Here is a 26,234-nt window from a genome sequence, read left to right on the forward strand (position 1 = left end):
AAAACCTAAATTTTGCATCTACATATTTCGTGAAAAAGGTGAGGCAGAAAAAATAAAAACGTATGAAAAAATTAATACTCATATACCTACTTTCAACAGTAACACTATTTGCTCAAGAAAGTCAAAAAAAGAGAGCCGATAAATATTTCAAAATTGCTTCCTTTGCAAAAGCTGCTGAAGCCTACTCTAATTTACTAGAAGAAGGAAACACAACTGTTGAAGTTTTAAAAAAAGCAGCTGATTCCTATTATTATATTTCAGAATTTGAAAAAGCGTCTGGTTTATATAAGACATTGCTTGAAAAATATAAAGAATCCGTAGACGAACAATATCTCTTTCGCTATGCGCAATCACTAAAAGCACAAGGTAACTTTGAAGCATCTGAAAAATGGATGCAATTATATGAAAAAGAAGTACCAGAAACGCTATATAAAGCAAATGTTGAAAAATTAGAAAATATAAAAAAACAAGGCAATAAATTTGACATTAAGAATGAAGCTATAAACACGCCTAATTCCGATTTCGGACCTGCATTTTATAAAAATCAATTGGTTTTTTCTTCTCCGAGTACTTCACATGGTCTTTTTTCAAGAAAATACAATTGGAACAAACAACATTATTTGGATTTATTCGCAGCTTCAATTACCAATAATGAGCTAGATAGTATCAAAAATCCCTTTTCAAAAGATTTAAATTCAAAATTGCATGAAGCCAATGTGGCTTTTACAAATGATGGAAATCGAATTTATTTTACAAGAAATACTAGTGTGGAAGGTAAAAGAACTAAAGATGATAATAAAGTAACGCATTTGAGTATCTTTTCTGCAGATTTAAAAGATGGAAAATGGACCAATATCACTTCTTTACCCTTCAATGGCGTTGATTTTTCTACCATGCATCCCGCTTTAAATAAAGAAAATAATCGTTTGTATTTTTCGTCAGACAGACCGGGAACAATGGGGTCATTTGACCTTTTTTATGTAACTATTGATGCGAATGGTAACTTTGGAGAACCCGTTAATTTAGGAAGTGATATCAATACCAAAAACAGAGAACAATTTCCTTTTGTAAGTTCTGAAAATAAATTATTCTTTGCTTCTGATGGTCATCCTGGCTTTGGTCTATTAGACATTTTTATGTCGGAAATTAAAAAAGATTCGTATACAAAACCTTTAAATTTAGGTTTACCAATAAACACCAATTTAGACGATTTTTCTTTTATTTATAAAGAAGAAACTAAGAGTGGTTTTTTCGCTTCTAACCGAGCAGATGGTAAAGGTGATGATGATATTTATAGCTTTTTACAAACTGCCCCTTTAGAAGATTTTCAATACTATATTCAAGGAATTGTTGTAGATGAAGAAACCAATTTACCTATTGATGAAGCAACAGTATTCTTGTTTGATGAAAAAGAAAATCGAATTAACGAAGTAACCGTAAATGATTCTGGTAAATTTTATTTTGAATTGCCCCCAGGAACTTACAAAATCAGCGTATACCATCCTGATATTATTCCTGCTGAAAAAACCTTTACTGTATTGGATAATGGAACTACCAAAAACGAACAAAATATAAGTGTCAAAAGAATTCCAAAAACGTTCTTAGAAGAACTTATAGCAGAAGAAGGTGATCCAAAAGTAATTACAGACAATGGCGTTTTAATGTTTGATTTACCTGAAATCTTATTTGACTTTGATAAATTTAATATACGTGCAGACGCCAGAGTACATTTAGACCAATTAGTAGACAAACTCAATCGTTATCCTTTAATTAATATTGCTATTGGTTCGCATACCGATAATCGAGGTACCGATGAATACAACCGTCAATTATCACACGATAGAGCAACCGCTACGATGAATTATTTAGTCGAAAAAGGCATTGATGCTTCACGAATTACAGCAAAAGGATACGGAGAAAGCCAACCTAAAGTAGATTGTATCCATAAAGAATGTTCAGATGAAGAACATCAAATTAATAGACGAAGTGAATTTGTCATTATTGTAAAACAAGATTAAATGTAAGACCTCAAATGAGGTCTTTTTTTTATATTTGAATATGGAAAAAAACACTTTATTTATGGTTATGTTGGGTTGTACTCCTAAAGGAAGAGTAACGGAGCAACACGATATATTTTTTGGAATAGGAACTTCGTTATACGATTTAAAACAAGATATGCTTGATTTTTGGCCAGAAGCGAAAGGTAAAATTCATTTAGATGCTTGGCAAACGGTTACACAAATTGATGGCCATTCCATTACAGTAGTTTCAAAAGATGAAAAATTAGAGCAAGAAGAAAAACTCTTTTTTATTAATCTAGGAGGTTATAAAGAGAATGAATTTGAAGAATATCATTATAAAGTTTTAGCAGTTGCCAAAAATAAAGCAGAAGCTATCAAAAAATCCAAACAAACTACCTTTTATAAACATTATGGTTTTAAGGGTGCTACTTCACATATAGATGATAAATATGGTGTTGATGTAGATGATATTTATGAAATTGAGGACATTTTAGCTCCAAAATTTAAAAAGAATTTTCAATTGAAAATCACAAAATCAACTACTACTGAGGAAGATATAAAACACATTGGCTACGTAAAATTTGACAAAATAAAAGCGTCCTAATTAGGACGCTTTTATTTATGAAATACTTTCATTTTCTTCTTTATTTGTCATTTCATTTGGTTTCGTTTCGAACACTTCTTCTTCTGGAGCGGGAGCCAAAAATAACATCGCTAAGCCAGCTACTAAAAAGGCAACCATAATAACCCAGGCTACCGTATCACCCCAAGTGTAAATCCAAAACAGCAATCGAGGAACACGATCAAAAAATTTCAATATAATAGCAAAACCCCCGAAAAAAGCGAGATAACCACCTATTTTTCTCATAATATTAAAGTTTTTAGTTATACTGCAATAAAAAAATATTTATCGCAATTTATAGATATAATTTATACTCAATTTATTAAAAAATTATAATCTATCAATAAAAAATATTAAATATTTTCAAATTAAAGATTACTTAATATTAAAGTAAAAATATTCTTATAGAATAGACTATTTTTACATATTAATTAAATAAATAAACATGAAAAAATTTCTTTTAAAATCAATTCTAGTCTTATTACTTTTTTTTAGCACTAGGAGTTTATCACAGTCAGTCACACTTGTTATCACAGATGTAAATGGTAACTCTATAAGCTCTAGCCAACCAATTTCAATTAATTCTAATTCAATTGCTAATGTATCATTAGAAACTCAAGTAACTTTACAAAATCCTCCAAGTGATAATTATCCTGGAACTATTAAAGTTTATTTTTAACGAAACACAAATAGCCCCATTAACATTGCGAATGGAGGTAATGGAGGTGGTTTGTTATTTTTAGGTTCTATTACAGCATATAGAACTTTTAATATTATACTTAATTCAGGTGATTTTGATTCTACTGGTGGTTACATTTACACTGAATATGAAACTTATTCAGGATTAAAATATAAAAGCGCTAATAGAGCTGTTGTTGTTACAACTTCTTCTGGTGGTGGTGGTGGAACTGGAGGAGTTTATACTGCACTATTTGAAAGTGGTGGAACTCCTTATGGAGCTGTACCTTTGCTACCAACAAAACGTGATGATATACCTGGACACATATCATATGAATGGATACATGGGGAAAATAGTACTGAGCCATGGGGAACACCATTCCAAATTGGTAGATCTGGAAGGGTATATGAATCAGTAAATATAGTTCAAGTTGAAACTTTATATGGCCCTTTAAATAATACGGTTAATTATTCCTATCCTTTCAATATTATTATTAATAGACCGTTTTTAAGTGTTTCAAGACTTACTTTTACAAATGAGATTCAAACAAGTCAATATTTAACAAACGGTATTAATGCACAAGAATTAATTGGAAATGAAGTTATAATCTCTGGCAGAGATAGTGAAACATCTGAAAATATCACATTTACTTATCAATGGCAAAAAAGAGTTGCTCAACCTACTCCTTTTTGGGATTTAAATCAATATAATAACTTTAAAGTTAATTATGAATGGGTTGATATTCCAAATGCAACTAATAAAAACTACACTCCGCCAGGATTAATAACGAAAGGAACACAATATAGGAGATTAGTGATAGACCCAAATTATCCTTACGTTGGAAGAGGTTCTGTTTCAAGTAATGTAATTGAGATTTTTCCCATAAATTTATCTGATGTGTCTAATAATATTTGCTGCAATCAGGATATTTATTCTAATCAAGACGTAAACATAATAAATGGAAGCAATCCAAGTTTACAAAATGTTAAGTATAAATGGCAAATGAGAAATATAACTTATAATTCAGAGTCTCCATGGACAAATATTGATGGGGCAAATGAAAACAATTATTTGCCATCAAAACCAAGATTAGGAAGACAAACATTAATTAAAAACGAGTATCGAAGAATTTTAGTAAGTGAAGACTTAATTTATTATCCAAGTAATTCAATTATAATTAATTTTTATTCAGCTACAAATAGGATTAGTAAAAATAATTTTGAAAATGTCAAAACTGATATATTTAATATTTATCCAAATCCTGTTACAACTACATTAAACGTAAAAAAAATTAATGACATTAATTTTTCAGATATAAAAATTATTGATTTAACTGGCAAAATCATTTATTATTCTGAAAAAATTAATACATTAAATTCTAATACCTTTTCAATAAATGTATCTAATCTTGATAAAGGCTTGTACAGTTTGATTATAAATACTGATAAGGAACAAATACAATATAAATTTGTTAAAGAATAATTTTTAAAAAAAAAGAGACAATTTCAAAATGTATTGTCTCTTTTTTTAAATTAAGTTTTTTTACTTTTATTTTTTTATCGTAGTAACGTTTTTATCATTTATACCATAATAAGCAATTACGGCATTATAATCTGAATAGTCTATAGATGCTGTACTTTTCCCGTTAAATGTAATAGCTGCAGGAATAACAACGACACGTAATACCTGATCTAATCTAAATTCTGGATTTAATGCTGGTAAATCAAAACCATAAAGATTAACTTTAGCACTATAACGAGTTGCAACATAATCATAACCAAAATCTAAAGTCCCATCATCAAAATAATAGGTTTCTGGTAATAATTTCCAATAATCGCCATTAGCAGAATTATAATTTGATAATCGGTATACTAATACCATGTCTGAACCATAAATAGTATAAGGAAAATCTAAAACTACTGAATATCCATTTGAACTCGTAAAATCAACATTTGAATATTCAAACACCTCACTTATAGTATCATTATCAACAGTATCATCAACAATAACTTCTTCTGTATAACAACTCTGTAGCGTAATCATCCCGATTAAAGCTAAAATTAAAGTAAATTTCTTCATATCTATTCGTTTTTAAAAATTGTTTCTATTTACTTACAACCAATAGTCGTGCCAAAAAATATTTTAACACCTTTTTACTTATGGAAATTATGTAATTAAATTAAAATTCCTTGTAAAATAAACTACTTTAAATAACCTAATTTTGAAATACAATTAAGTAACAAAAACATAAATAAACCAAACAGTATGAAAGCAACAAAAATTATCGGAATCGTATTAATTGCCTTATCACTATATGTAGGCTATTTAGGAGTAAACAAAGTATCAAACAATACAGCAGAAGTTAAATTTTTAGGAATTGAAATTGATGCTTCTAATGAATCAGGTCAAACGCAAGGCTTTATCTTTATTGGATTAGCAGTCGCATTATTCGTTGGTGGTTTGTATACCGTTAAAAAATAAAACAATTAACAATTACTTTACTTGTTTACTATTATGAAACATTTCAGTAAAGTTTTCAGAATAATTTCGTAATTTTTAAATAACGATTTCATTACATCATACCTGTAAGTTTGTGGCACAACAATAAACTTACAAAATGAAAACAAAAATTACGCTATTCTTTTTAATTTTAAGCAGTGCTTACAGTTCTATACTGTATGCAACAAATAATGAGGTAATCGCATCTGATATCTCTTTTGCATCTGATTTTTATATCGTAAACGAAAATACCGCTACCGTAGATGTAGTCATAAACTTAAACAGCCCTTCAACTGGTTCTACTCAAGTTGATTTGGCTGTTGCTTTATTTGGTACAGCAACTAACGGACAAGAATACTCCTTCACCAATCAAACGGTTACTTTCCCTTTAAATAGTACTACGCAAACTCTAACCATTCCTATTACAAATAACACGACTTTTAAAGGTGATACGTATTTTGTATTAACACTTTCAAATCCAGTGGATGGAACCATTGTAGGTACCTCTCAAACTACAGTTTACATTTTAGAAGATGAAGAAAATGTACCAACCACTTCTGCTGCATTAAATATCAATTACTTGACAAGCTATTTAGTAGATGCAACAGGTTCTGCAGAAATAGTTGCGCATGATCCTGTTTCACAGCGTTTATTTGTAATGAACTCCACAGCTTCAAAAATAGAAATTTTAGATTTTTCAAACCCAAATTCTATTACTTCTGTTCAATCGGTAGATTTAGCGGCTTACGGAATTGGCGGCACAAGCATTGCTTATAAAAATGGTTTACTTGCAGCTACTGTTCAAGGAGCTAATTATACCAATGGTAAAGTTATTTTCATGGATGTGAATGGAACTATTGGAGCTACTGTTGATGCTGGTGTGTTACCAGACATGATTACGTTTACACCAGATGGCACTAAAGTAATTGTAGCTAATGAAGGGGAACCAAATGATGACTATACGATTGATCCAGAAGGAAGTATTTCCATTATTGATGTAACTGCGGGTTTAAATAACATTCAACAAAGTGATGTTACCCAACTTAACTTTAATGCTTTTGACAGTCAGTTAGCCACCTTAAGAGCCAATAATGTAAGAATCTTTGGGTTGAATGCTACGGTTTCCAAAGATTTAGAACCAGAATATATCACAGTTGCTGCAGATGGTACTACTGCTTGGGTTTCTTTACAGGAAAACAACGCGATTGCTACTATTGATGTAGTGAATAAACAAATAACAGACATTGTCCCTTTAGGGTTTAAAGATCATATGCTTCCTGGTAATGAATTGGATACATCCGATCAGTTTGGGGAAATCTTTTTAGGAAACTGGCCTGTTAAAGGCATGTATATGCCCGATGCAATTGCGAATTACACTGTAAATGGTACGACGTATTTAGTGACTGCAAATGAAGGGGATTCAAGAGATTATAATGGACTATCAGAAGAGAAAAGAGTTAGTAGCGGCAGTTATGTTTTAGACCCAACAGTTTTCCCAAATGCTTCTTTTTTAAAAAATAATAAAAATTTAGGAAGATTAACCGTTACCAATGCTACAGGTGATACAGATAACGATGGGGATTTTGACGAAATACATGTATTTGGTACACGCTCTTTTAGTATTTGGAATACTGCAACAGGGCAATTAGTATATGATAGTGGTTCCGATTTTGAAAGAATCACCGCTGCTGATCCCGTGTATGGAAGCTTATTCAATGCGAGTAACGACAACAATACTTCTAAAAATAGAAGCGATAATAAAGGCCCAGAACCAGAAGGGATTACCGTTGCGGAAATTAATGGGGCAACCTATGCTTTTATTACTTTAGAAAGAACAGGTGGTTTAATGGTTTATGATATTACAAATCCAATGAACGCTACTTTTGTTTCCTACCACAATAGCAGAAATACCACTGGTATAGGGGGTGATTTAGGGCCTGAAGGAATTATTTACATCGCTCCTGAAAATAGTCCGAGTACTAAAGGTTTAATCATAATGGCAAATGAAGTAAGTGCTACTTTAAGCCTATATGAAATTACAAATGATGTTTTGGCTACTCCAAATTTCGCAGAAAACACAAATTCATTTGTAGCCTATCCCAATCCAGTTACAAACGGAATCGTTTATTTTAAAGAAAATGTTACCATCAGTTTATATGATTATACGGGCAAAAAAATTACAGAAAAGGAAAACACAAAAAGCTTAGAAATGCAGTATCCAAAAGGTATTTATTTTCTAAGAACGAAAGATGGAATCGCACAAAAAGTAGTTGTTGAATAATTATAAATGTGTTATTGTTGATTCCAAAAGACCTTCTTCGGAAGGTCTTTTTTATGTTCCAAATTTGAAAAATGAAATACCTTACTATTCTATAACAATCTTACAAAATCCTATAACAAGCAAGGGGAAATTGATTCGTAATTTTACACTAACAAATTAATAGTTAAACATTAAAAACATTTAAATTATGAAAAAGAAAATAGCCATTTTGGCTACCAATGGATTTGAAGAAGTAGAATTAACATCACCCAAAGAAGCACTTGAAAAAGAAGGCTGGAGTACTGAAATTGTAAGTCCGAAATCGGGAAGTATTAAAGCTTGGGCATCGACAGATTGGGGAAAATTATACCCTGTTGATAAAACCTTAGAGGAAGTACATGCATCCGATTATAATGCGCTACTTTTACCAGGAGGCGTGATTAATCCAGATCAATTGCGTACCCATGAAAAAGCATTAGAATTTGTAAAAGCTTTTTTTGAAGCTGGAAAACCAGTCGCAGCCATTTGTCATGGTCCACAAACATTAATTAGTGCAGACGTAGTAGATGGTAGAAAAATGACTTCTTATCCTTCTATCAAACAAGATTTAATCAATGCAGGTGCCGAATGGCATGATAAAGAAGTAGTGGTCGACAAAGGATTAGTAACCAGTAGAAATCCTGATGATTTACCAGCTTTCAACAAAAAAATGATTGAAGAAATTAAAGAAGGGAAACACGAACCTGTATTGTAAACCTTTATTCTACATTTTATATTACAAAAAGAAAGACCTTTCGATAGCGAAAGGTCTTTTTTATAGGAGAATAAATTTATTTTAAACCAAATAGCTTATCGCGAATACCTTTTAGCTTATAATTAATAGCTTTTGGATTATAAATATAAGCTCTGAGGTTAAAGTTAAGCGCTTTTAGCTTATAAATAAGAACTTTAAGGTTATAATTAGAACCTTTTTGGTTATTGTTACTACCTTTTTGCTTATAAATAAGAGCTTTGAGGTTATAATTAATAGCATTTTGCTTATAATTTGAACCTTTTTGGTTATTACTAATAGCTTTGAGCTTATTATAAAGATTTTCAAGCTACTATTTCAATAAAAAACCTTTCATTGCTGAAAGGCTTTTTATGTATACTATTTAATTTTTAGTCTGAGATAACTCGTCAAGCTCGGTAGAAGCGATTCGCACATTCCGGATAAAAATCAGAATTGGTTTTCTGCTATACTTCGGCAGGCTCAGTATAAGCGATATGCAATCTTTAACTTCGGCTTTCGCCTTGTTTCAGATGCATCCTGCTTACATATTGCGTCTGTACTGACCTCCTACTTCAAATAAACCGGAAGTAATTTGCCCTAACGAACAATATTTGGTTGCATTCATTAATACTTCAAATATGTTTTGGTTCTTAATCGCTGCATCTTGTAACAAAGCAATTTGTTCTTTTACTTTATCGGCATGTGCTTTATGCAAGTTTTCCAATGTTTTAATTTGGAATTGCTTTTCTTCTTCAGTCGCACGAATCACTTCCGCTGGAATAACCGTTGGTGACCCTTTCGAACTTAAGAAGGTATTCACACCAATGATTGGGAATTCTCCTGTATGCTTCAACGTTTCATAATACAACGATTCTTCTTGAATTTTACTTCTTTGGTACATGGTTTCCATAGCACCCAAAACGCCTCCTCTTTCAGTAATTCTATCAAATTCTGCTAAAACGGCTTCTTCAACTAAATCGGTTAATTCTTCAATAATAAACGAACCTTGAATTGGGTTTTCGTTTTTCGCTAAACCTAATTCTTTATTGATAATCAACTGAATTGCCATCGCTCTACGCACCGATTCTTCTGTAGGTGTTGTAATCGCTTCATCATACGCATTGGTATGCAAGGAATTACAATTATCGTAAATAGCATATAACGCTTGTAAGGTCGTACGGATATCATTGAAATCAATTTCTTGAGCATGTAAAGAACGACCCGATGTTTGAATATGGTATTTCAACATTTGCGCTCTTTCATTAGCTCCATATTTCAATTTTAAGGCTTTCGCCCAAATTTTACGAGCAACACGTCCAATAACTGCATATTCAGGATCAATCCCATTTGAGAAAAAGAACGATAAGTTTGGTCCGAATGCATTGATATCCATACCTCTACTCAAATAATATTCCACGTAAGTGAAACCATTAGCTAAAGTAAAGGCTAATTGTGTAATTGGATTGGCACCCGCTTCAGCAATATGGTAACCCGAAATGGAAACCGAGTAGAAATTACGCACATTGTTTTGAATGAAATATTCCTGAACATCACCCATTAAACGCAATGCAAATTCGGTTGAGAAAATACAGGTATTTTGCGCTTGGTCTTCTTTTAGAATATCGGCTTGAACCGTACCACGCACTTGTGCTAAGGTTTTTACTTTAATATCTTGGTACACATCTGCAGGTAAAACTTGATCTCCAGTTACACCAAGAAGCATTAATCCTAAACCATCATTCCCTTCAGGTAAAGCCCCATTATAGGTGGGTCTTTCTAAATCTTTAGCTTTATAAATCGCTTTAATTTTAGCCTCTACTTCTGCTTCTAAGCCATTTTCTTTAATATACTTCTCACAATTTTGATCGATAGCTGCATTCATAAAGAAACCTAACAACATAGGGGCTGGTCCATTAATCGTCATGGAAACAGAAGTCGCTGGGTGACTTAAATCAAAACCAGAATATAATTTTTTTGCATCATCCAAACAACAGATTGAAACTCCTGCATTCCCAATTTTTCCGTAAATATCAGGTCTATGGTCTGGATCATTTCCGTAAAGTGTTACCGAGTCAAAAGCAGTTGACAAACGTTTGGCTGGCATACCCAAACTTACATAGTGGAAACGACGGTTGGTGCGCTCTGGTCCTCCTTCACCTGCAAACATACGTGTTGGATCTTCCCCTTCACGTTTAAACGGATACAATCCTGATGCAAATGGGAATTCTCCCGGTACGTTTTCTTGTAAATTCCATCTTAAAATGTCACCCCAAGCTTGGTATTTTGGTAAAGCAATTTTAGGAATTTGTGTATGTGATAACGACTCACTATGTGTTTTAATTTCAATTACTTTATCCCTTACTTTAAACGAGTAAATAGGATTTTTGTATTTATTTACTTTTTCATCCCAAGTTTGAATTACTTCCCAATTGTATGGGTCTAAATTCATTTTAACACGGTCAAATTCTTTTACTAAAAGCGAAACAAAATCTTTGTTTGAATCATTAATTTGTAAGGATGATTCAATAATTCCTGCTTTATCTATTTGAGGGAAATTTCCGTTTACCGATTCTATTGTTTTGAAAATTCCATATAATTTTTGAGCTACTTCAACCTGTGTTAAAACAGTCTCATCATATTTGCGATTGTTTTCAGCAATCTCCGATAAATAACGTGTCCTATGTGGCGGAATAACGAAGATTTTCTCACTCATTTCTTTGGTGATTTCAAAAGTAGAGTGTAAATCAATTCCTGTTTTGTCGACAATTTTATCCATAATCGCTTTGTACAGCGAGTTCATTCCAGGATCGTTAAATTGAGACGCAATAGTTCCAAAGACAGGCATATCATCTGGATTGGCATCCCAAAGGTTATGATTGCGTTGGTATTGTTTTTTTACATCACGAATAGCGTCTAAAGCCCCTCTCTTGTCGAATTTATTTAGTGCTACCAAATCTGCGAAATCCAACATATCAATTTTTTCCAATTGTGTAGCTGCACCAAATTCAGGTGTCATTACATACAATGAAACATCAGAGTGGTCCATAATTTCAGTATCGGATTGCCCAATACCTGAAGTTTCCAATACAATTAAGTCGTATTTAGCCGCTTTTAAAACTTGGATTGCTTCTGCTACATATTTTGATAAGGCTAAATTGGATTGACGTGTTGCTAGCGAACGCATGTATACTCTAGGATTGTTGATGGCATTCATACGAATACGATCTCCTAATAAAGCACCACCCGTTTTACGTTTAGATGGGTCAACTGAAATTAAACCAATTGTTTTTTCAGGAAAATCAATTAAAAAACGACGCACTAATTCATCAACTAAAGACGATTTACCAGCACCACCAGTTCCAGTGATTCCTAAAACTGGGGTAGTTGATGTTTGGTTTTCTTGATGTATTTTGTCTAAAGTGGCTTTCGCTATTTCAGGGAAATTTTCAGCGGCAGAAATTACACGCGCAATATCTCGTGAATTTTTATTCGTTAAATGATCTGCTTCTCCATTTAAAGCATCTCCAATAGGAAAATCAGAACGTTTTACTAAATCATTAATCATTCCTTGTAATCCCATGGCACGACCATCGTCTGGAGAATAGATTTTTTCAATTCCATATTCGTGCAATTCTTCAATTTCAGAAGGAAGAATAACACCTCCACCACCAGCAAAAATTTTGATATGACTTGCCCCTTTTTCATTTAGCAAATCAAACATATATTTTAAATATTCGGTATGACCACCTTGGTAAGAAGTCATAGCAATTGCATTGGCATCTTCTTGAATAGCCGTATTCACTACTTCTTCCACACTTCTATCATGACCTAAATGAATGACTTCACATCCAGTTGCTTGGATGATTCTTCTCATGATATTGATTGCTGCATCATGGCCATCAAAAAGTGAAGCTGCAGTAACAATTCTTACTTTATTTACAGGAATATAAGGTTGTTGTTGTTCCATTTGTAATTTTATCTCAAATTTAAGGGTGCAATTTACGAATTTAATAAATTTCTTTGCTTATTTCTCTACAGAATTTCGTGCTAAAAAAAAAGGCATTATATTTGAAGAAAAGTCCTAAAATAGTACACATGAAAAAAATTGCATTTTGCGTATTGGCATTTATTAGTATCAGTTGTTCCGAGTTACAACAAGTAGTGAATCAATTACCTCAAGGTCCTGGTGGATTAAGTCAATTAGATATTGCGAATGGTTTGAAAGAAGCCTTAGACAATGGAATTGACAAACAAGTTACCAAATTAACCGCTGTAGATGGTTTTTACAAAAATGAATTGGTAAAAATTTTATTACCTCAAGAGTTACAAAAAGTAGACAAAGGTTTGAGAGATATTGGTTTATCTAAATTAGCTGATGAAGGTCTAAAAGTTTTAAATCGTGCCGCAGAAGATGCTGTTAAAGAAGCGACTCCTATTTTTGTGGATGCGGTAAAACAAATGACATTTAATGATGCAAAAAATATTCTAATGGGAGACAATAGAGCGGCTACTTCTTATTTAGAAAGTACCACTTCAAGTGCGTTGTATAGTAAATTCAATCCTGTGATTAAGAATTCTTTCTCAAAAGTAGGTGCGGATAAAGTTTGGGCAAATATTATAACCAAATACAACAGTATTCCTTTTGTAAATCAGGTTAATCCAGACTTAACAGACTATACTACTAATAAAGCTATGGAAGGCGTATTTAAAATGATTGCCATTGAAGAAGGAAATATTAGAACTCAGTTAAGTTCGAGAACCTCAGATTTATTAAAAAGAGTATTTGCTTTACAAGATAATAAGTAATTAAATTTTAATATTCAATAACATATATATAACACATTGTTAACACACCTTGGTCGAAAATAGTCGGATATTTGCAGAGTTAAAAGTAACAAATCTCATATTTGTTTGGTTAAGGTTAGTTAAAAAAATTACCACGTTTTTCGAAACGTGGTTTTTTTATGCTTCAAATTTTCAACTTATTTACTAGGCGATTTTCTCGTGTACTTTTTTAAAATAATCAAAAGCCTTTACCAATCGGCTTCCGTACCAAGAAAACATTTCTCCATCAACAAATACGGTTTTTGCATGATGGGTTGCTCTACCTATTTCAAAAGCATGATCGTCTTTAAAAGGAAAAGGTTCGGAAGATAAAAAAACATAATCCGGATCACCTTCTAATCTAATTTTTCTGAGTTCGACTTCAGGATAACGGCTTTCTTTATTTTCATAAATGTTTTTAAAATGATTTACGTGTAATAATTCATTGATGAAAGTATTATTTCCTGCAACCATATAAGGATTTGCCCAAATAAAGTAAGCCGCTTTTTTAATGGGTTTGTCAGCAATATATTTTTTAAAATCTTCCCAAGCAAAATGGGTTTTATCAATCCATTTTCTAGCTTCCGTTCGTTTATTAAAGAGCAAGCCAAAATCATCAATCATTTTCAAATTATCTTCAATAGTCAGAATATCGGTAACCCAAACCGGACAAACACTACTTAATTCTTCCACTATTTCTTTGGTATTTTCTTCTTTGTTACAAATAATAATATCAGGATTTAAGGCTTTGATTTTATCTATTTTTATCGCTTTGGTACCACCAACAATCGTTTTGGTCGCTTTTAAATGATACGGATGTATGCAAAATTTTGTAATCCCTACCAAATTATCTTCCAAACCTAAATCATATAATAATTCGGTTTGAGAAGGCACTAAAGAGATGATGCGTTTGGGTGTATATTCAAATAGATGTTTTGTTCCTATTTGATCTATTAATTCTTTCATTTTTTATCTAAAAAAAGACTAATTCTTTTATAATTTGTAATCAAAATTAATCCTAAAACTAAATTGATAATGGCAGTACTAAAACTAAAATAATTGACTTCATTACCCATAATTCCATGATTAGAAACTTTCATTTTAAAAATTGCAATAATTTCAAATAGAAAATTGGGAAAATAATCAATCAATAAGAAGCCACCAATAAGTATAATGGCTAATTTTAAAATTTGTTCGTTAGAAAAATTACCCAAAACAATTGTATCAGTATCAAAACCTTTATCTAATTCTAATTTATCTATGATATAATCTGCTTTAAATAGCAATATATAAAACAATACTAATAATAAAATTACAGAACCAACTATTACAAGTTGAATCCAACTTTCATCTCTATATATAAAAACATTACTTATATTTTGAGGAATAAAAGTAAATAAGGTAATTATTAAGGAATACAATCCAAAAATTTTAATTAGCAATCTGAAAAAATCTCTTTTTGTCATTATTTTTTATGTAATAGAATTGTTTCCATTTCTTGTTGTAATTTCATTGCTTCTGCTCGTGCTTTTTCGGCAAAATCTTCTTGATTGGACGCATAAAGAATTCCTCTGGAAGAATTAATTAATAATCCGACATTTTCATTCATTCCATATTTACACACTTCAGACAAACTTCCGCCTTGTGCGCCTACACCAGGGACTAACAGGAAACTTTCTGGTACAATTTTTCTGATTTCAGTAAAATATTCTGCTTTTGTAGCACCCACCACATACATTAAATTTTCAGCATTTTTCCATTTTTTGGAAGTTTCTAATACTTGTTTGTACAATTCCTTATCTTTTACTTGCAACGTTTGAAAATCAAAAGCACCTTCGTTAGACGTTAATGCTAACATAATCGTATGCTTGTTTTCAAATGCTAAAAAGGGTTCTACAGAATCTTTTCCCATATAGGGTCCCACTGTAACACTATCAAATGCTAAGTCTTCAAAAAAAGCCTTGGCATACATAGAAGATGTATTTCCAATATCTCCTCTTTTTGCATCGGCTATCGTAAAAAGATCAGGATAGTTATCATTAAGGTATTGTATGGTTTTTTGCAAAGATTGCCATCCTTTTATTCCATAAGCTTCGTAAAAGGCCGTGTTTGGTTTATACGAAACACATACATCATGTGTGGCATCGATAATGGCTTTATTAAATTCAAAAATGGGATCTTCTTTTTCTAATAAAAATACAGGGATTTTGTTGAGATCAACATCCAAACCAATACATAAAAAAGATTTTTTGGCTTGAATTTGATGAACAAGTTGTGTTGTTGTCATGTAAAAAAAATTGTTGTTGTTGCAAATCTACAAAGTTTAAAGCATTAAAATAAATATTGTATAAATATCTATTGAAATTATATAAGCAACAATAGGACTACTCACAATAGATTTGTAGTATAAATATAAAACGTTATGAAAACGCTAGTATTATTCAATCGATTCTGTATACGCACTTTTTGCATTCTTATTGCAACTTGTACCAATGACCTTGTAATTCACGCCAAACAAGTGAATTATTTTGAAATGTTTTTACTTTCTTTTGTAGTAGAATGTAAAAGAAGTATCTTAGTGAGTACTACTTACCATACTATGCTACAAAAATTAGCAAAAACAAATACTTCCTTTGATTGGCCTAAATGGAATAAATTTTCCAATCCATTAACACCCAATAATGCTTAAATACATAAGATGAATTACGTTTTTAAACTAAGTTCACTTCAATTACTTCATTAGGGGTGAGTACATAAACTTTATCGTTTGTTGAAGGTTTTAGCGTATAATTTCCGGTAAATTCTCCAAAAGAAGGCAAAATCAGCTGGTTAGGTTTTCTAAAATAACAGGGTATTTTTAAATATTGTTTTCCAAGTCCAGATAAAACCACTCTTGGATGAATGTGACCACAGAAATTAAATAGATTATCCGTTTCCATTGGGTGATGCGTTAAAAGAAAATCATCTATTTGTAAGCGCTCCACAACCTCAACATGAAGATTTTCATAAAATTGTTTGGCAACAATGTCGTGATTTCCTTCGATTAAAATAATTTTTTGGGATATTAATTGGACCCAATTATCAAAATAATACCATTCACTATTTAAAGTACTGTGAAACAAATCTCCTAGGAAAATAATTTTTTGAGGTTGGTACAAATCCAATAACTCATTTAATTTTTCAAAATTTTTGGGAATAGCCGAATTAGGAATAGCAAATCCATTTTTTCTAAAATGCGATATTTTCCCCAAATGCAAATCTGAAATTAAAAGAATATTTCTATCCTTCCAATATAAACTCCCATAAGGATGCAATGTAAAAACTTGTTTCTTAATTGTAATATTCATAAAAGCATCTCCTTATTAAACTTTTAAATAACTCGCTGTCATTTTTGCGATGCGTTCTGCTAAAGTTTCACTTGATAATTTTTCTCTCAATCGATCTGTTATTATTGGAAAACTGAAAGGTGTTGGTTTTTCACATCTTTTAATCATGATTTCCTGCTTATTAATTCTTTCCAAAGCTTGTATTAATCTTCCTTCTTCTAATTGGTGTTCAAAGGTTTCCAAATAAGCTTGTCGTAACAACAAGTTATCGGGTTCATAGTCTCTAAAAACTTCAAATAACAATTGAGAACCACTTTGCAAATGCTTGGTTTTTACAGGTTGTCCTGGTCTTCCTGTAAATACTAAACCCGCAATAACTGCAATATCTCTAAATTTTCGTCTTGCCATTTCCGTAGCATTCAAACTACTTTGTAAATCGTCATGCAAATGAGAAGTACTGAATAAATTATTATCAAAAAGTGCTTCTAAATCTAGTATTTTATCGGAAAGTAATTCAAATCCGTAATCATTATAGGCTAACGAAAATGATATGGGGGACAATAAACTAATTCGATACGATAAAAGACTAGCTAATGCTTCATGGACGAATCGACCTTCGAACGGATAAAAAATCGTATGATACCCTTCTCTTGTTTTAAAAGTTTCAATAAGAAACTGATTATCATTAGGAATACTACTTTCTTTTTGCTGTCTTTCAAAAACAGGTTGTAACGCTTTCAATTCTGGAGTTAACACTCCTTTATTCACTTTGTATAATTCTTGTCGGAGTAATTCACTCATTTGAGCGGAAAAAGTCATTCTGCCACCCATCCAACTCACCGATTTCGATTCTTTTTTACTATTGGCCAATTTCACTAAAACAATCATATTTTTTATAGAATGAAATTCTAGTTTTCTACCTGCAAATATAAAAGTATCTCCTCTTTGCAACTTAGACGCAAACCATTCTTCAATAGAACCAATATAACCACCACTTAAAAATTTAACATTCAATACTGCATCACTAACAATAGTTCCTATTTGCATGCGATGCTGCATGGCGATTCGCTTATTATTAATTTTAAACAAACCGTTTGCCTCTATTTCCACTTTTTTGAATTCATCATAAGCTTGCAAACTTTGACTTCCTTTGGTTATAAAATTTAAAATCCAGAGCCATTCAACATCTGAAATATTTTGATAACAAAAAGTCTGTTTTATTTCTTCGAAAATTTCATTGGGATAAAATCCGTCCGCAACAGCCAGCGTATTTAAATATTGAATTAAAACATCATAGCAGTTTAAATACGGAATTCTGTCTTCTACTATAGTTTCCGCTGCCGCTTTTTTTAAAGCAGAAGCTTCTATTAATTCCATAGCATGAGTGGCTAAAAAATAAATAACGCTTTCTTTTCCGGGCTGATGACCACTTCTGCCTGCTCTTTGTAAAAATCGTGCGACTCCTTTAGGTCCACCTACTTGAATAATGGTTTCAACTGGAGCAAAGTCTACTCCTAAATCCAAACTAGAAGTACAGACTACCAACTTTAATTCTTCATTTTTAATAGCGTTTTCAACCCAAATTCGGGTTTCTTTAGCAATACTTCCATGATGCATCGCAATTTCACCAGCAAATTCTGGATAATGATCTAATATCGATTGAAACCAGATTTCGCATTGTGAACGTGTATTGGTAAAAAGTAAGGTCGTTTTACTGTTACGAATGATTTGCACCGTCTCATCTAATAAATGTAACCCCATATGACCTCTCCAAGGATAGGTTTCCATCTTCTTAGGAAGTATGGATCGAACGGTTATTTTTTTTGAAAGATTGGCTTTGATTAAAACAGAATTTTGAAATGCATCCGTTTCATTTCCGAGCAATACTTCTTGTGCTAATTCTAAGTTACCAATCGTTGCCGAAATCCCCCAAATTCGCAGATTTTGAGTAATTGATTTTAACCTAGACAAAGCCAGTTCCATTTGTACCCCTCTTTTGCTTCCTAATAATTCGTGCCATTCATCAATAACAATAGCAGTACATTGTTCAAAAGTTTGAGCATAGTTTTTGGATCCCAATAACAATTGCAAACTCTCAGGAGTTGTAATTAATAAATCTGGCATTTTATTTTTCTGTTGGGTTCTTTCTGTGGTTGAAGTATCACCGGTACGAATTCCAACTGTCATTGGAACACCTAAATCTGTAATAACACGTTCCGCAGCTTGTTTGATTTCTGTGGAAAGTGCTCGCAGAGGTGTAATCCAAATGGCTTTTAATCCAGATTGTTTTTTTATTTTGCCTTTTTCAACTTGTTGAATATAATTTAAAATAATGGGGAACCAAAGTGCATAGGTTTTTCCACTGCCTGTAGGTGCATTCAAAAGACCATTTTTACCTTGCAAGAACGCTTTCCATGTTTGCTTTTGAAAAGCAAACGGTTTCCAGTTTTGTGCTTCGAACCAATTTTCAGCAATTTGATATAAGGTTGCTCTATTCATAACTTAAATAATCATGCTTTTTAAATCTTCAATAGAATTTGCTTCTTCAATTTTCTTATCTTGACGCCATCTTAAAATTCTGGGAAAACGAGTAGCGATACCACTTTTATGTCTTTTTGAAAGTGCAATACCTTCAAATCCAATTTCAAATACTAATTGAGGCGTAACACTTCGCACAGGTCCAAATTTATCAATCGTGTTTTTTTTGATAAAATCATCTACTTTTCTAAATTCTGCATCCGTTAGACCAGAATAAGCTTTGGCAAATGTGACCAATTCTTTTTCCCCTTCTTCATTCTCTTGCCAAAGGGCAAAAGTATAATCGGTAAAAAGAGTACTTCTTCTTCCACTTCCTCTCATGGCATAGGTTAAAACTGCATCAATGGTTAAAGGTTCTAATTTCCATTTCCACCAATCTCCTTTTTTTCTTCCTACTTGATAGGTAGAATCTTTTCTTTTTAACATTAAACCTTCACTTCTTTTTTCTCGAGCTTGCATTCTTTCTGCTGTTACCTCATCCCACGAGTTGATAATTATTCGCTCTGATAAATAAAAGGGCACTTTTTCATTTTCTAATGTTTGATATAATTTCTCCAATATATCCCGTCGGTATTCGTAAGAATAATTTCGAAGATCTTTTCCTTCCCATTCTAATACATCATAGGCTTTTAATATAACAGGTGTTTTTTTCAATAGTGCATTAGATATTGTTTTCCTACCAATGCGTGTTTGTAAATCGTTAAAAGTACCAATTTGATTGTCTGGAAAAGCTAAAATTTCGGCATCAATAACAGTTCCATTAGGAATTAAACCTATCAAATCATGAAATTCAGGATATTTATCGGTCACTAATTCTTCTCCTCTTGACCAAATAAAAATTTGGTCCTCTCTAAAAATAGTTTGAGAACGAATACCATCCCATTTATGCTCCATATACCAATCCTTTGGATCGCCCAAACTTTCAATTTCTCCTTCTACAGGATACGCTAAGTAAAAAGGATATGGTTTTGAAATATAGTCACTACTCTTTTCTGAAAGAATCAAATCATGAAACGTTATAGAATTTGGGTCCCAATTTCCCATTAGCTTATAGGCCAAAATGTTTTCATCTATTCCTTCTGCTTTGGATAAGGCTTTGGTCATTAATTTTTGGCTGACTCCAATTCTAAAACTACCTGTTATTAATTTGGTGAATACAAAACGTTCATAATAGTTCAAAGCCAACCAATTCTCTTGTAAATAGGTTTTCTTTTCTGCTTCAGGTTTACTTTTTAAGGCTATAATTTCTTGTAAATAAGTAGTCAAACTTTTGGTAGAATATGCTTCATTGGCTGGTATAATTAAAGCAATGGTTTCCGCTAAATCGCCTACAATATGATAACTTTCTTCAAACAACCACATGGGAATGTTAGCGAGTTCATTTGCCCAAAGTCGTAACAAAGTAGTATTAACGGGTCTTGGAGGTCGACGATGTGATAAAATAGCTATAGTCCAAACTTTATCTTCTGGAGAAGCTGTTCTAAAATAGGCAGTTAAAGCCTCTACTTTTACAGTGGTTTTATTAGAACTATCTAGGGTTTTAATTAAGTTGGCAAAATTCCTCATTGTATCGTTTTTAAGAAACTATTTTTCTAAATCCTCTTCCTTTTTCATTTCTACATTTTCACCTTCATATTGTGTCATTTCTGTACGAGCATCATAGCCTAACTCTCTTAAATATTTGGAAAAGATATCAGTATAGCCATGCGTGCAAATTATTTTTTCAGCACCAGTGGCTTTAATACTGCTTAATAAACCGTCCCAATCACAATGATCGCTTAATACAAATCCTTTATCTATTGCCCTTCTCCTTCTGGCGCCACGAAAAGCCATCCATCCACTAGCTGTTCCAGTAACAAAAGGAGCCATTTTACGAATCCAAGTGGTTCCGTGAGCGCTAGGTGGAGCTAAAACAAGATTACCCGATATATCCTCCTTGTTGGTGTCTCTTGTAATTAAAGTGGTTTCTGGTAACGCTACCATGGGTCGAATCACATTATTCATGTTTTCTATAGCTCCATGGGTATATATTTTACCTATGTTGGTATCCAAATGTTTCAATAAACGTTGGGCTTTTCCTAAAGAATATCCAAATAGTATGGAAGTTTTCCCTTCAGCTTTGTTTTCATTCCACCATTGATTAATAGAATGCATGACTTCAGCCTGAGGAGCCCATTTAAACACCGGTAATCCAAAGGTACATTCTGTTATAAAAGTATGACATTTGACTACTTCATAAGGAACTGCAATACCATCGTCTTCTGTTTTATAGTCACCGGTAAATACCCAAACTTCTCCTTTATATTCAACTCGTACTTGGGCACTACCTATTATATGTCCGGCTGGATGCAATGAAAACTTGACATTATTAACTGTAAAGGTTTCATTCCAATTTTTTCCTGTAACATGAATAGCACCTAATCGATGTTTTATAATCGGTATATTGGTATGATGGGTAATGTAATTTTGATGCCCCCATCTTGAATGATCGGCATGACCATGTGTAATAATTGCATTTTTAACTGGTCTCCAAGGATCAATATATACATCCGCTTGTGCACAATAAATGCCCTTATTATTGAACTGTAAAAGAGGTGGGTTCATATATCTAAAATTAATTAAAGTTAAAATTAATTATTATGAATATGTAAATATTACATCTTTTCTTTCTTTTCTTATATAACTAACTGTATTGCTATTTAAAATGAATGGTAGTTATGTAATTCATAAATAAAATACTGTAACACCTAATCCCTTATAATAAAATACTTTAGATACACTTTTAAAAAGTTACTTTAAAAGTAATGAATAAATGATAAAATTACCATGAAAAACATTGCTATCATAGGAAGCGGAGCAACTTCTATTTATTTATTAAAACATCTTTTAGATAAGATGTCCATATTAAAAGAAGAAATGTATTCTATTTCAATTTTTGAAAAGAATGCCATTTTAGGTATGGGAATGCCTTATAATCCAATTACTACTGATTTATATAATTTATCTAATATTTCCTCTGAAGAATTACCTGAATTAGAAATCACATTTGAAGATTGGTTAAAAAAACAATCGGTTACCTTTTTAAAAAAAATGGAAATTGAAAAAGACAAAATAAGCAAAAATGAAGTTTATAATCGTTTGGCATTAGGACAATATTTACAATCACAATACCAATCTATTATTCAAAATATAAAAGATTTTGGTATTCAATGCATGGAATACCCTAATACAGAAATAAGAGATATTACTTACAATAACGCAGATAAAATTGTCAGTTTGCATTCTTCAACTAAAGTATATGAATTTGATAATGTAATTATTGCAACAGGACATCAATGGGAAGAAGATGACCAAGAAAAAAGTGGTTTTTATGCATCTCCTTGGCCTATCCATAAAATTTTACCGCAATCAGGTACTTTTCACAATTTTACCATTGGAACACTTGGGGCTTCACTTAGTGCGTTTGATGTAGTCTCTTCTTTATCCAGAAGACATGGTAAATTTGTAACAGACTCAAAGGGCAATTATACTTACCAACCTTATAAAGGAACCGATAATTTCAAAATTGTGATGCACGCTGCTAACGGTTGGTTACCTCATCTACAATACGAGCAAGAAGAGCCTATTCGAGAAATATATAGGCATTTTGATAGAAATGCACTTTATGCTGCAGTAGATGAAGAAGGATTTTTAACCCTTTCCACTTATTTTAGAAAATTTTGTGTTCCAGCATTATCCAAAGCCTTTCAAAAAGACAATCTGACTACACAATCCAAAAAAATAATGAATGCTGATTATACTTTTAAAGATTTAGTTATTGATATGGCTAAAAAGCATGAATACGACAATGCTTTTGAAGGTATGCGTGAAGAAATGAAACAAGCTTCTGTTTCCATTAATAAAAACAAACCTGTTCATTGGAAAGAAGTCATTGATGATTTAATGTATGCACTTAATTTTCATGCCGAATTATTGCCTGCTGAAGATCATATTTTTTTCAGAAAAGAAATCATGCCATTTTTAATGAATGTTATTGCAGCGATGCCAATTCCTTCTGCAAAAGTATTACTGGCTCTTTATGATGCAAATAAAATCGAAATTGTTCCTGGTTATGTGAACATTTTGGAAAGTCAAGATTTTACAACTATTGAAGTAACACACAATGATAAACAATCGATTCATCTATATCCAATGTTTATTAATTGTAGTGGTCAAAGTGCAATTCGTGTAGAGGACTATCCCTTTCAGTCATTAGTTAAAGAGGGTTTTGTAACGCAACCTGAAGTTCTATTTAAAAAGGACCCAAGGGGTATGGAATTAACCACTATGGAAAAAGAAAAGATTATAAAAAAAGAAAATACCTTTTTCTATGAACTATCAGGAATCAATATTAATAGTAGTTATTGCCTTGTCAATGCAAATGGAGATACAATTGAAGCGATACAAGATATAAGTTTTGCACATAGCTCGGGTTTGCGGCCTTATTCGTATGGATTGCAAGCTTGCAGTGCAACGAGTGAAATTGTAGTAGCAAATTGGGTAGCCGCTTTACATAATAAAACCTCACTTGATGGAGAGTTAAAAGAAGTAAGTAAAATTTATGAACAGGATCCACAATTATAATAGTTAAGGTTCAACTTATAATTATATAAGTATTGCCAAAAATCATATAAGCATTTCCCTAACCACTACACTTAACTTTGTAATAGATAAAAAAAACCAAATAAAAGAATACATCATGGAAACAATGTTAGCACCAAAAATTGGATTAGAAAAAAAAGAATTATCACAAAGTATTAAAGATTTAACAGTGGTTTTATCAAACGAGATGGTTCTGTATGTTAAGAGTAGAAAATTTCACTGGAATGTAACAGGTAATAGTTTTATGGAATTACATAAACTTTTTGAAAATCAATATAGCAAATTAGAAAAAACGATTGACGAGGTTGCAGAAAGGATTAGCAAATTAGGTGGCAAAACTATTGGAACAATGAAAGAGTTTATTGAAAATTCAATTCTTAAAGAAGAATCTAAATATGTAAACCAAAATCAAATGCTTGAAGAATTATTAGACGATCATGAAAAAATAATTATTCAATTAAGAGAATTCATTGAAAAGGCAGAGGATGCTCATGATGCTGGAACTGCAGATTTTTTAACAGGTGTACTTCAAGATCATGAATCGAAATCTTGGATTTTAAGAAAATATTTAAGCTAAAATTTAGCCAATAAACAAACATGAAAAAAACCAAATATTAATTTTTAAATACAAACATTATGAACACTACAGAATTAAAAGGAAACTGGAACGAAGTTAAAGGTAAATTGAAACAAAAATATGCCGATTTAACAGATGATGATTTACTTTATGAAGAAGGTAAAGAAGACGAACTTTATGGACGTATCCAAAAGAAAGTGGGTAAAACCAAAGATGAAATTAAACAATGGATTGCTGAACTGTAATCTAGTAATCAACTAACACTACTGTCTATGGATTTATTAGTATCTTTTTAAGCTATTAATACATTTATAGACAGTTTTTTATATCAAGAACAATGAATACAGCTATCCAAAAAAACCATATTGTAAAAGATTTATTTGCATTTATATTGATTGTATTCATGTCATATATATTGCAAGATTTTTTAATACCTATTTTATTTGCAATATTACTTAGCGTATTGGTTTACCCAATAGTAAAATTCTTTGAAACACGATTATGCTTTAATCGAATTGTTTCAATTGTTATTGCTATCCTTATTTTTACCATTATCATTTTTATCATTTTTGTTGCTATTGGTATTCAATTTCAAGATATAATGGATAAAAGCGATACCTATTATGATAAAATACTAGAAAAATTAAACATTCTTATTAAAGAAACTGAAAATTCAACAGGAATTGAAAGTGAAGATATAGTAGGCACTGATAAATTAGAAGTAAAAGAAATTGTAAAACAAAATTCGAATAGAATTTTAAATTTTATTACTAGTTCAGGATCGGTAATTAGCGATTTTCTTTTTACGCCCTTGTATATGTTTTTTCTATTATTATATAGAAATTTCCTAATTAGTTTTTTGTATAAAGCTACAGCTCGTATCAGTACCAAAAAAAGCATGCGTGCAATCTTAAGACAATTATATAAAGTACAGCAAAACTATTTAGTCGGTTTAGTAAGCGTAATGGGAATTGTCGGACTTTTAAACAGTATCGGACTTTTAGCATTAGGAATAGATTATCCCTTTTTCTTCGGCTTTCTTTGTGCTTTACTCCTATTAGTTCCTTATATTGGAATTATAATAGGTTCCTTATTACCCGCTTTAGTCGCTTTGGCAATTAAAGATTCGTATTGGTATGCCATTGGTGTAATTGCTATTTTTGGTTTTATTCAATTTATTGAAGGTAATTTTATTACTCCAAAAATAACAGGTTCCAAAGTATCTTTAAATTCTTTTGTATCAATTTTAGCCATTTTACTTTTTTCAATGCTATGGGGAATTCCAGGAATGATACTCGCTTTACCTATTACAGCATCATTAAAAGTACTGTTTGATAACTCCGAAAAGTTTAAACCTATAGGATTCTTATTAGGTCAAGCCGATGAAAAATACTTTTGCAGTAAAGCGAAAAACCGATTGAAAATTTGGAAAAAAATTAGAAAAAATAAAGCAGTAAATAATACCTAATTAAATT

22 protein-coding genes are annotated in these 26,234 nt (G+C 31.7%); 12 read left to right on the forward strand and 10 right to left on the reverse strand.

Translation table 11 applies throughout. From position 1 onward, the window contains the following. Window positions 1–62: 62 nt before the first annotated feature. Together NHF47_RS12275 and NHF47_RS12280 are read left to right on the forward strand one after the other, a co-directional pair. Window positions 63–2,018 (forward strand): OmpA family protein, encoded by a 1,956-nt coding sequence (locus NHF47_RS12275; protein WP_252765203.1) that lies wholly within the window; start codon window positions 63–65, stop codon window positions 2,016–2,018. Window positions 2,019–2,058: 40 nt separating this feature from the next. Then, the gene (locus NHF47_RS12280; protein ID WP_252765204.1) at window positions 2,059–2,625 is read left to right on the forward strand and encodes a DUF1543 domain-containing protein; all 567 of its coding nucleotides are present in this window, start codon (window positions 2,059–2,061) and stop codon (window positions 2,623–2,625) included. Window positions 2,626–2,640: 15 nt separating this feature from the next. Here NHF47_RS12280 and NHF47_RS12285 read toward each other — a convergent pair whose 3' ends face one another. Then, the gene (locus NHF47_RS12285) at window positions 2,641–2,889 is read right to left on the reverse strand and encodes a hypothetical protein (protein WP_252765205.1); all 249 of its coding nucleotides are present in this window, start codon (window positions 2,887–2,889) and stop codon (window positions 2,641–2,643) included. Window positions 2,890–3,373: 484 nt separating this feature from the next. On the opposite strand from NHF47_RS12285, the gene NHF47_RS12290 reads away from it, so the two are divergent. Further along, window positions 3,374–4,804 carry a T9SS type A sorting domain-containing protein gene (locus NHF47_RS12290; RefSeq protein ID WP_252765206.1) on the forward strand — a complete coding sequence of 477 codons (1,431 nt, stop codon included), beginning with the start codon at window positions 3,374–3,376 and terminating at the stop codon, window positions 4,802–4,804. A gap of 66 nt (window positions 4,805–4,870) precedes the next feature. Here NHF47_RS12290 and NHF47_RS12295 read toward each other — a convergent pair whose 3' ends face one another. Continuing rightward, window positions 4,871–5,401 carry a hypothetical protein gene (locus tag NHF47_RS12295; protein ID WP_252765207.1) on the reverse strand — a complete coding sequence of 177 codons (531 nt, stop codon included), beginning with the start codon at window positions 5,399–5,401 and terminating at the stop codon, window positions 4,871–4,873. Window positions 5,402–5,587: 186 nt separating this feature from the next. Between NHF47_RS12295 and NHF47_RS12300 the strand changes: the two genes are divergently transcribed. From NHF47_RS12300 to NHF47_RS12310, 3 genes are all read left to right on the forward strand, one after another. Beyond that, window positions 5,588–5,803: a DUF5963 family protein gene (locus NHF47_RS12300; RefSeq protein WP_140996863.1), complete on the forward strand. Its 216-nt coding sequence runs from the start codon at window positions 5,588–5,590 to the stop codon at window positions 5,801–5,803. Between the two features lie 136 nt (window positions 5,804–5,939). Then, on the forward strand, window positions 5,940–8,102 hold the full coding sequence (locus NHF47_RS12305) for a choice-of-anchor I family protein (protein WP_252765208.1): 2,163 nt from the start codon (window positions 5,940–5,942) through the stop codon (window positions 8,100–8,102). Between the two features lie 187 nt (window positions 8,103–8,289). Continuing rightward, window positions 8,290–8,835, forward strand: a complete 546-nt coding sequence (locus tag NHF47_RS12310; protein WP_252765209.1) for a type 1 glutamine amidotransferase domain-containing protein — start codon at window positions 8,290–8,292, stop codon at window positions 8,833–8,835. A gap of 559 nt (window positions 8,836–9,394) precedes the next feature. On the opposite strand, the gene NHF47_RS12315 is transcribed toward NHF47_RS12310, so the two are convergent. Next, complete coding sequence (locus NHF47_RS12315) at window positions 9,395–12,820, reverse strand: methylmalonyl-CoA mutase family protein (protein WP_252765210.1); 3,426 nt, start codon at window positions 12,818–12,820, stop codon at window positions 9,395–9,397. 128 nt (window positions 12,821–12,948) lie between these two features. Here NHF47_RS12315 and NHF47_RS12320 point away from each other — a divergent pair, with 128 nt between their 5' ends. Then, the gene (locus NHF47_RS12320) at window positions 12,949–13,659 is read left to right on the forward strand and encodes a DUF4197 domain-containing protein (protein WP_140996868.1); all 711 of its coding nucleotides are present in this window, start codon (window positions 12,949–12,951) and stop codon (window positions 13,657–13,659) included. Window positions 13,660–13,842: 183 nt separating this feature from the next. Here NHF47_RS12320 and NHF47_RS12325 read toward each other — a convergent pair whose 3' ends face one another. From NHF47_RS12325 to pyrF, 3 genes are read right to left on the reverse strand one after another with little or no spacing between them, the layout of a single operon-like run. Beyond that, a complete protein-coding gene (locus NHF47_RS12325; protein WP_252765211.1) occupies window positions 13,843–14,643 on the reverse strand; it encodes an ABC transporter substrate-binding protein in 801 nt (266 codons plus the stop codon). Then, a complete protein-coding gene (locus NHF47_RS12330) occupies window positions 14,640–15,143 on the reverse strand; it encodes a hypothetical protein (RefSeq protein ID WP_252765212.1) in 504 nt (167 codons plus the stop codon). Before NHF47_RS12330 ends, NHF47_RS12325 begins: the two co-directional genes overlap by 4 nt. Beyond that, a complete protein-coding gene (pyrF, locus tag NHF47_RS12335; RefSeq protein ID WP_252765213.1) occupies window positions 15,143–15,964 on the reverse strand; it encodes an orotidine-5'-phosphate decarboxylase in 822 nt (273 codons plus the stop codon). Before pyrF ends, NHF47_RS12330 begins: the two co-directional genes overlap by 1 nt. A gap of 135 nt (window positions 15,965–16,099) precedes the next feature. Here pyrF and NHF47_RS12340 point away from each other — a divergent pair, with 135 nt between their 5' ends. Then, entirely contained in the window at window positions 16,100–16,366 is a 267-nt protein-coding gene (locus NHF47_RS12340) for a hypothetical protein (protein WP_252765214.1), read from the forward strand. A 22-nt stretch (window positions 16,367–16,388) separates the two neighbouring features. On the opposite strand, the gene pdeM is transcribed toward NHF47_RS12340, so the two are convergent. The 4 genes from pdeM to NHF47_RS12360 are packed head-to-tail and all read right to left on the reverse strand — an operon-like array spanning window position 16,389 to window position 22,145. Next, window positions 16,389–17,024 carry a ligase-associated DNA damage response endonuclease PdeM gene (gene pdeM / locus NHF47_RS12345; protein WP_252765215.1) on the reverse strand — a complete coding sequence of 212 codons (636 nt, stop codon included), beginning with the start codon at window positions 17,022–17,024 and terminating at the stop codon, window positions 16,389–16,391. A 15-nt stretch (window positions 17,025–17,039) separates the two neighbouring features. Next, window positions 17,040–19,502 carry a ligase-associated DNA damage response DEXH box helicase gene (locus NHF47_RS12350; RefSeq protein ID WP_252765216.1) on the reverse strand — a complete coding sequence of 821 codons (2,463 nt, stop codon included), beginning with the start codon at window positions 19,500–19,502 and terminating at the stop codon, window positions 17,040–17,042. A 3-nt stretch (window positions 19,503–19,505) separates the two neighbouring features. Continuing rightward, complete coding sequence (locus NHF47_RS12355) at window positions 19,506–21,107, reverse strand: ATP-dependent DNA ligase (protein ID WP_252765217.1); 1,602 nt, start codon at window positions 21,105–21,107, stop codon at window positions 19,506–19,508. 18 nt (window positions 21,108–21,125) lie between these two features. Next, window positions 21,126–22,145 (reverse strand): ligase-associated DNA damage response exonuclease, encoded by a 1,020-nt coding sequence (locus NHF47_RS12360; RefSeq protein ID WP_252765218.1) that lies wholly within the window; start codon window positions 22,143–22,145, stop codon window positions 21,126–21,128. 222 nt (window positions 22,146–22,367) lie between these two features. Between NHF47_RS12360 and NHF47_RS12365 the strand changes: the two genes are divergently transcribed. From NHF47_RS12365 to NHF47_RS12380, 4 genes are all read left to right on the forward strand, one after another. After that, window positions 22,368–24,164 carry an FAD/NAD(P)-binding protein gene (locus tag NHF47_RS12365; RefSeq protein WP_252765219.1) on the forward strand — a complete coding sequence of 599 codons (1,797 nt, stop codon included), beginning with the start codon at window positions 22,368–22,370 and terminating at the stop codon, window positions 24,162–24,164. Between the two features lie 115 nt (window positions 24,165–24,279). Further along, on the forward strand, window positions 24,280–24,759 hold the full coding sequence (locus tag NHF47_RS12370; protein ID WP_252765220.1) for a Dps family protein: 480 nt from the start codon (window positions 24,280–24,282) through the stop codon (window positions 24,757–24,759). Window positions 24,760–24,818: 59 nt separating this feature from the next. Further along, window positions 24,819–25,004 carry a CsbD family protein gene (locus NHF47_RS12375; RefSeq protein ID WP_130733594.1) on the forward strand — a complete coding sequence of 62 codons (186 nt, stop codon included), beginning with the start codon at window positions 24,819–24,821 and terminating at the stop codon, window positions 25,002–25,004. A gap of 92 nt (window positions 25,005–25,096) precedes the next feature. Further along, on the forward strand, window positions 25,097–26,227 hold the full coding sequence (locus tag NHF47_RS12380) for an AI-2E family transporter (RefSeq protein WP_252765221.1): 1,131 nt from the start codon (window positions 25,097–25,099) through the stop codon (window positions 26,225–26,227). Window positions 26,228–26,234: the final 7 nt, after the last annotated feature.

The sequence above is a fragment of the Flavobacterium sp. NRK F7 genome (assembly GCF_024054195.1).
Classification (GTDB): domain Bacteria; phylum Bacteroidota; class Bacteroidia; order Flavobacteriales; family Flavobacteriaceae; genus Flavobacterium.

Excerpts from the sequence above, each read along its gene's own strand:
- NHF47_RS12275 (WP_252765203.1), top strand. The coding sequence starts at position 63 with ATGAAAAAATTAATACTCATATACCTACTTTCAACAGTAACACTATTT.
- NHF47_RS12280 (WP_252765204.1), top strand. The coding sequence starts at position 2,059 with ATGGAAAAAAACACTTTATTTATGGTTATGTTGGGTTGTACTCCTAAA.
- NHF47_RS12285 (WP_252765205.1), bottom strand. The coding sequence starts at position 2,889 with ATGAGAAAAATAGGTGGTTATCTCGCTTTTTTCGGGGGTTTTGCTATT.
- NHF47_RS12295 (WP_252765207.1), bottom strand. The coding sequence starts at position 5,401 with ATGAAGAAATTTACTTTAATTTTAGCTTTAATCGGGATGATTACGCTA.
- NHF47_RS12300 (WP_140996863.1), top strand. The coding sequence starts at position 5,588 with ATGAAAGCAACAAAAATTATCGGAATCGTATTAATTGCCTTATCACTA.
- NHF47_RS12305 (WP_252765208.1), top strand. The coding sequence starts at position 5,940 with ATGAAAACAAAAATTACGCTATTCTTTTTAATTTTAAGCAGTGCTTAC.
- NHF47_RS12310 (WP_252765209.1), top strand. The coding sequence starts at position 8,290 with ATGAAAAAGAAAATAGCCATTTTGGCTACCAATGGATTTGAAGAAGTA.
- NHF47_RS12315 (WP_252765210.1), bottom strand. The coding sequence starts at position 12,820 with ATGGAACAACAACAACCTTATATTCCTGTAAATAAAGTAAGAATTGTT.
- NHF47_RS12320 (WP_140996868.1), top strand. The coding sequence starts at position 12,949 with ATGAAAAAAATTGCATTTTGCGTATTGGCATTTATTAGTATCAGTTGT.
- NHF47_RS12325 (WP_252765211.1), bottom strand. The coding sequence starts at position 14,643 with ATGAAAGAATTAATAGATCAAATAGGAACAAAACATCTATTTGAATAT.
- NHF47_RS12330 (WP_252765212.1), bottom strand. The coding sequence starts at position 15,143 with ATGACAAAAAGAGATTTTTTCAGATTGCTAATTAAAATTTTTGGATTG.
- pyrF (WP_252765213.1), bottom strand. The coding sequence starts at position 15,964 with ATGACAACAACACAACTTGTTCATCAAATTCAAGCCAAAAAATCTTTT.
- NHF47_RS12340 (WP_252765214.1), top strand. The coding sequence starts at position 16,100 with ATGAAAACGCTAGTATTATTCAATCGATTCTGTATACGCACTTTTTGC.
- pdeM (WP_252765215.1), bottom strand. The coding sequence starts at position 17,024 with ATGAATATTACAATTAAGAAACAAGTTTTTACATTGCATCCTTATGGG.
- NHF47_RS12350 (WP_252765216.1), bottom strand. The coding sequence starts at position 19,502 with ATGAATAGAGCAACCTTATATCAAATTGCTGAAAATTGGTTCGAAGCA.
- NHF47_RS12355 (WP_252765217.1), bottom strand. The coding sequence starts at position 21,107 with ATGAGGAATTTTGCCAACTTAATTAAAACCCTAGATAGTTCTAATAAA.
- NHF47_RS12360 (WP_252765218.1), bottom strand. The coding sequence starts at position 22,145 with ATGAACCCACCTCTTTTACAGTTCAATAATAAGGGCATTTATTGTGCA.
- NHF47_RS12365 (WP_252765219.1), top strand. The coding sequence starts at position 22,368 with ATGAAAAACATTGCTATCATAGGAAGCGGAGCAACTTCTATTTATTTA.
- NHF47_RS12370 (WP_252765220.1), top strand. The coding sequence starts at position 24,280 with ATGGAAACAATGTTAGCACCAAAAATTGGATTAGAAAAAAAAGAATTA.
- NHF47_RS12375 (WP_130733594.1), top strand. The coding sequence starts at position 24,819 with ATGAACACTACAGAATTAAAAGGAAACTGGAACGAAGTTAAAGGTAAA.
- NHF47_RS12380 (WP_252765221.1), top strand. The coding sequence starts at position 25,097 with ATGAATACAGCTATCCAAAAAAACCATATTGTAAAAGATTTATTTGCA.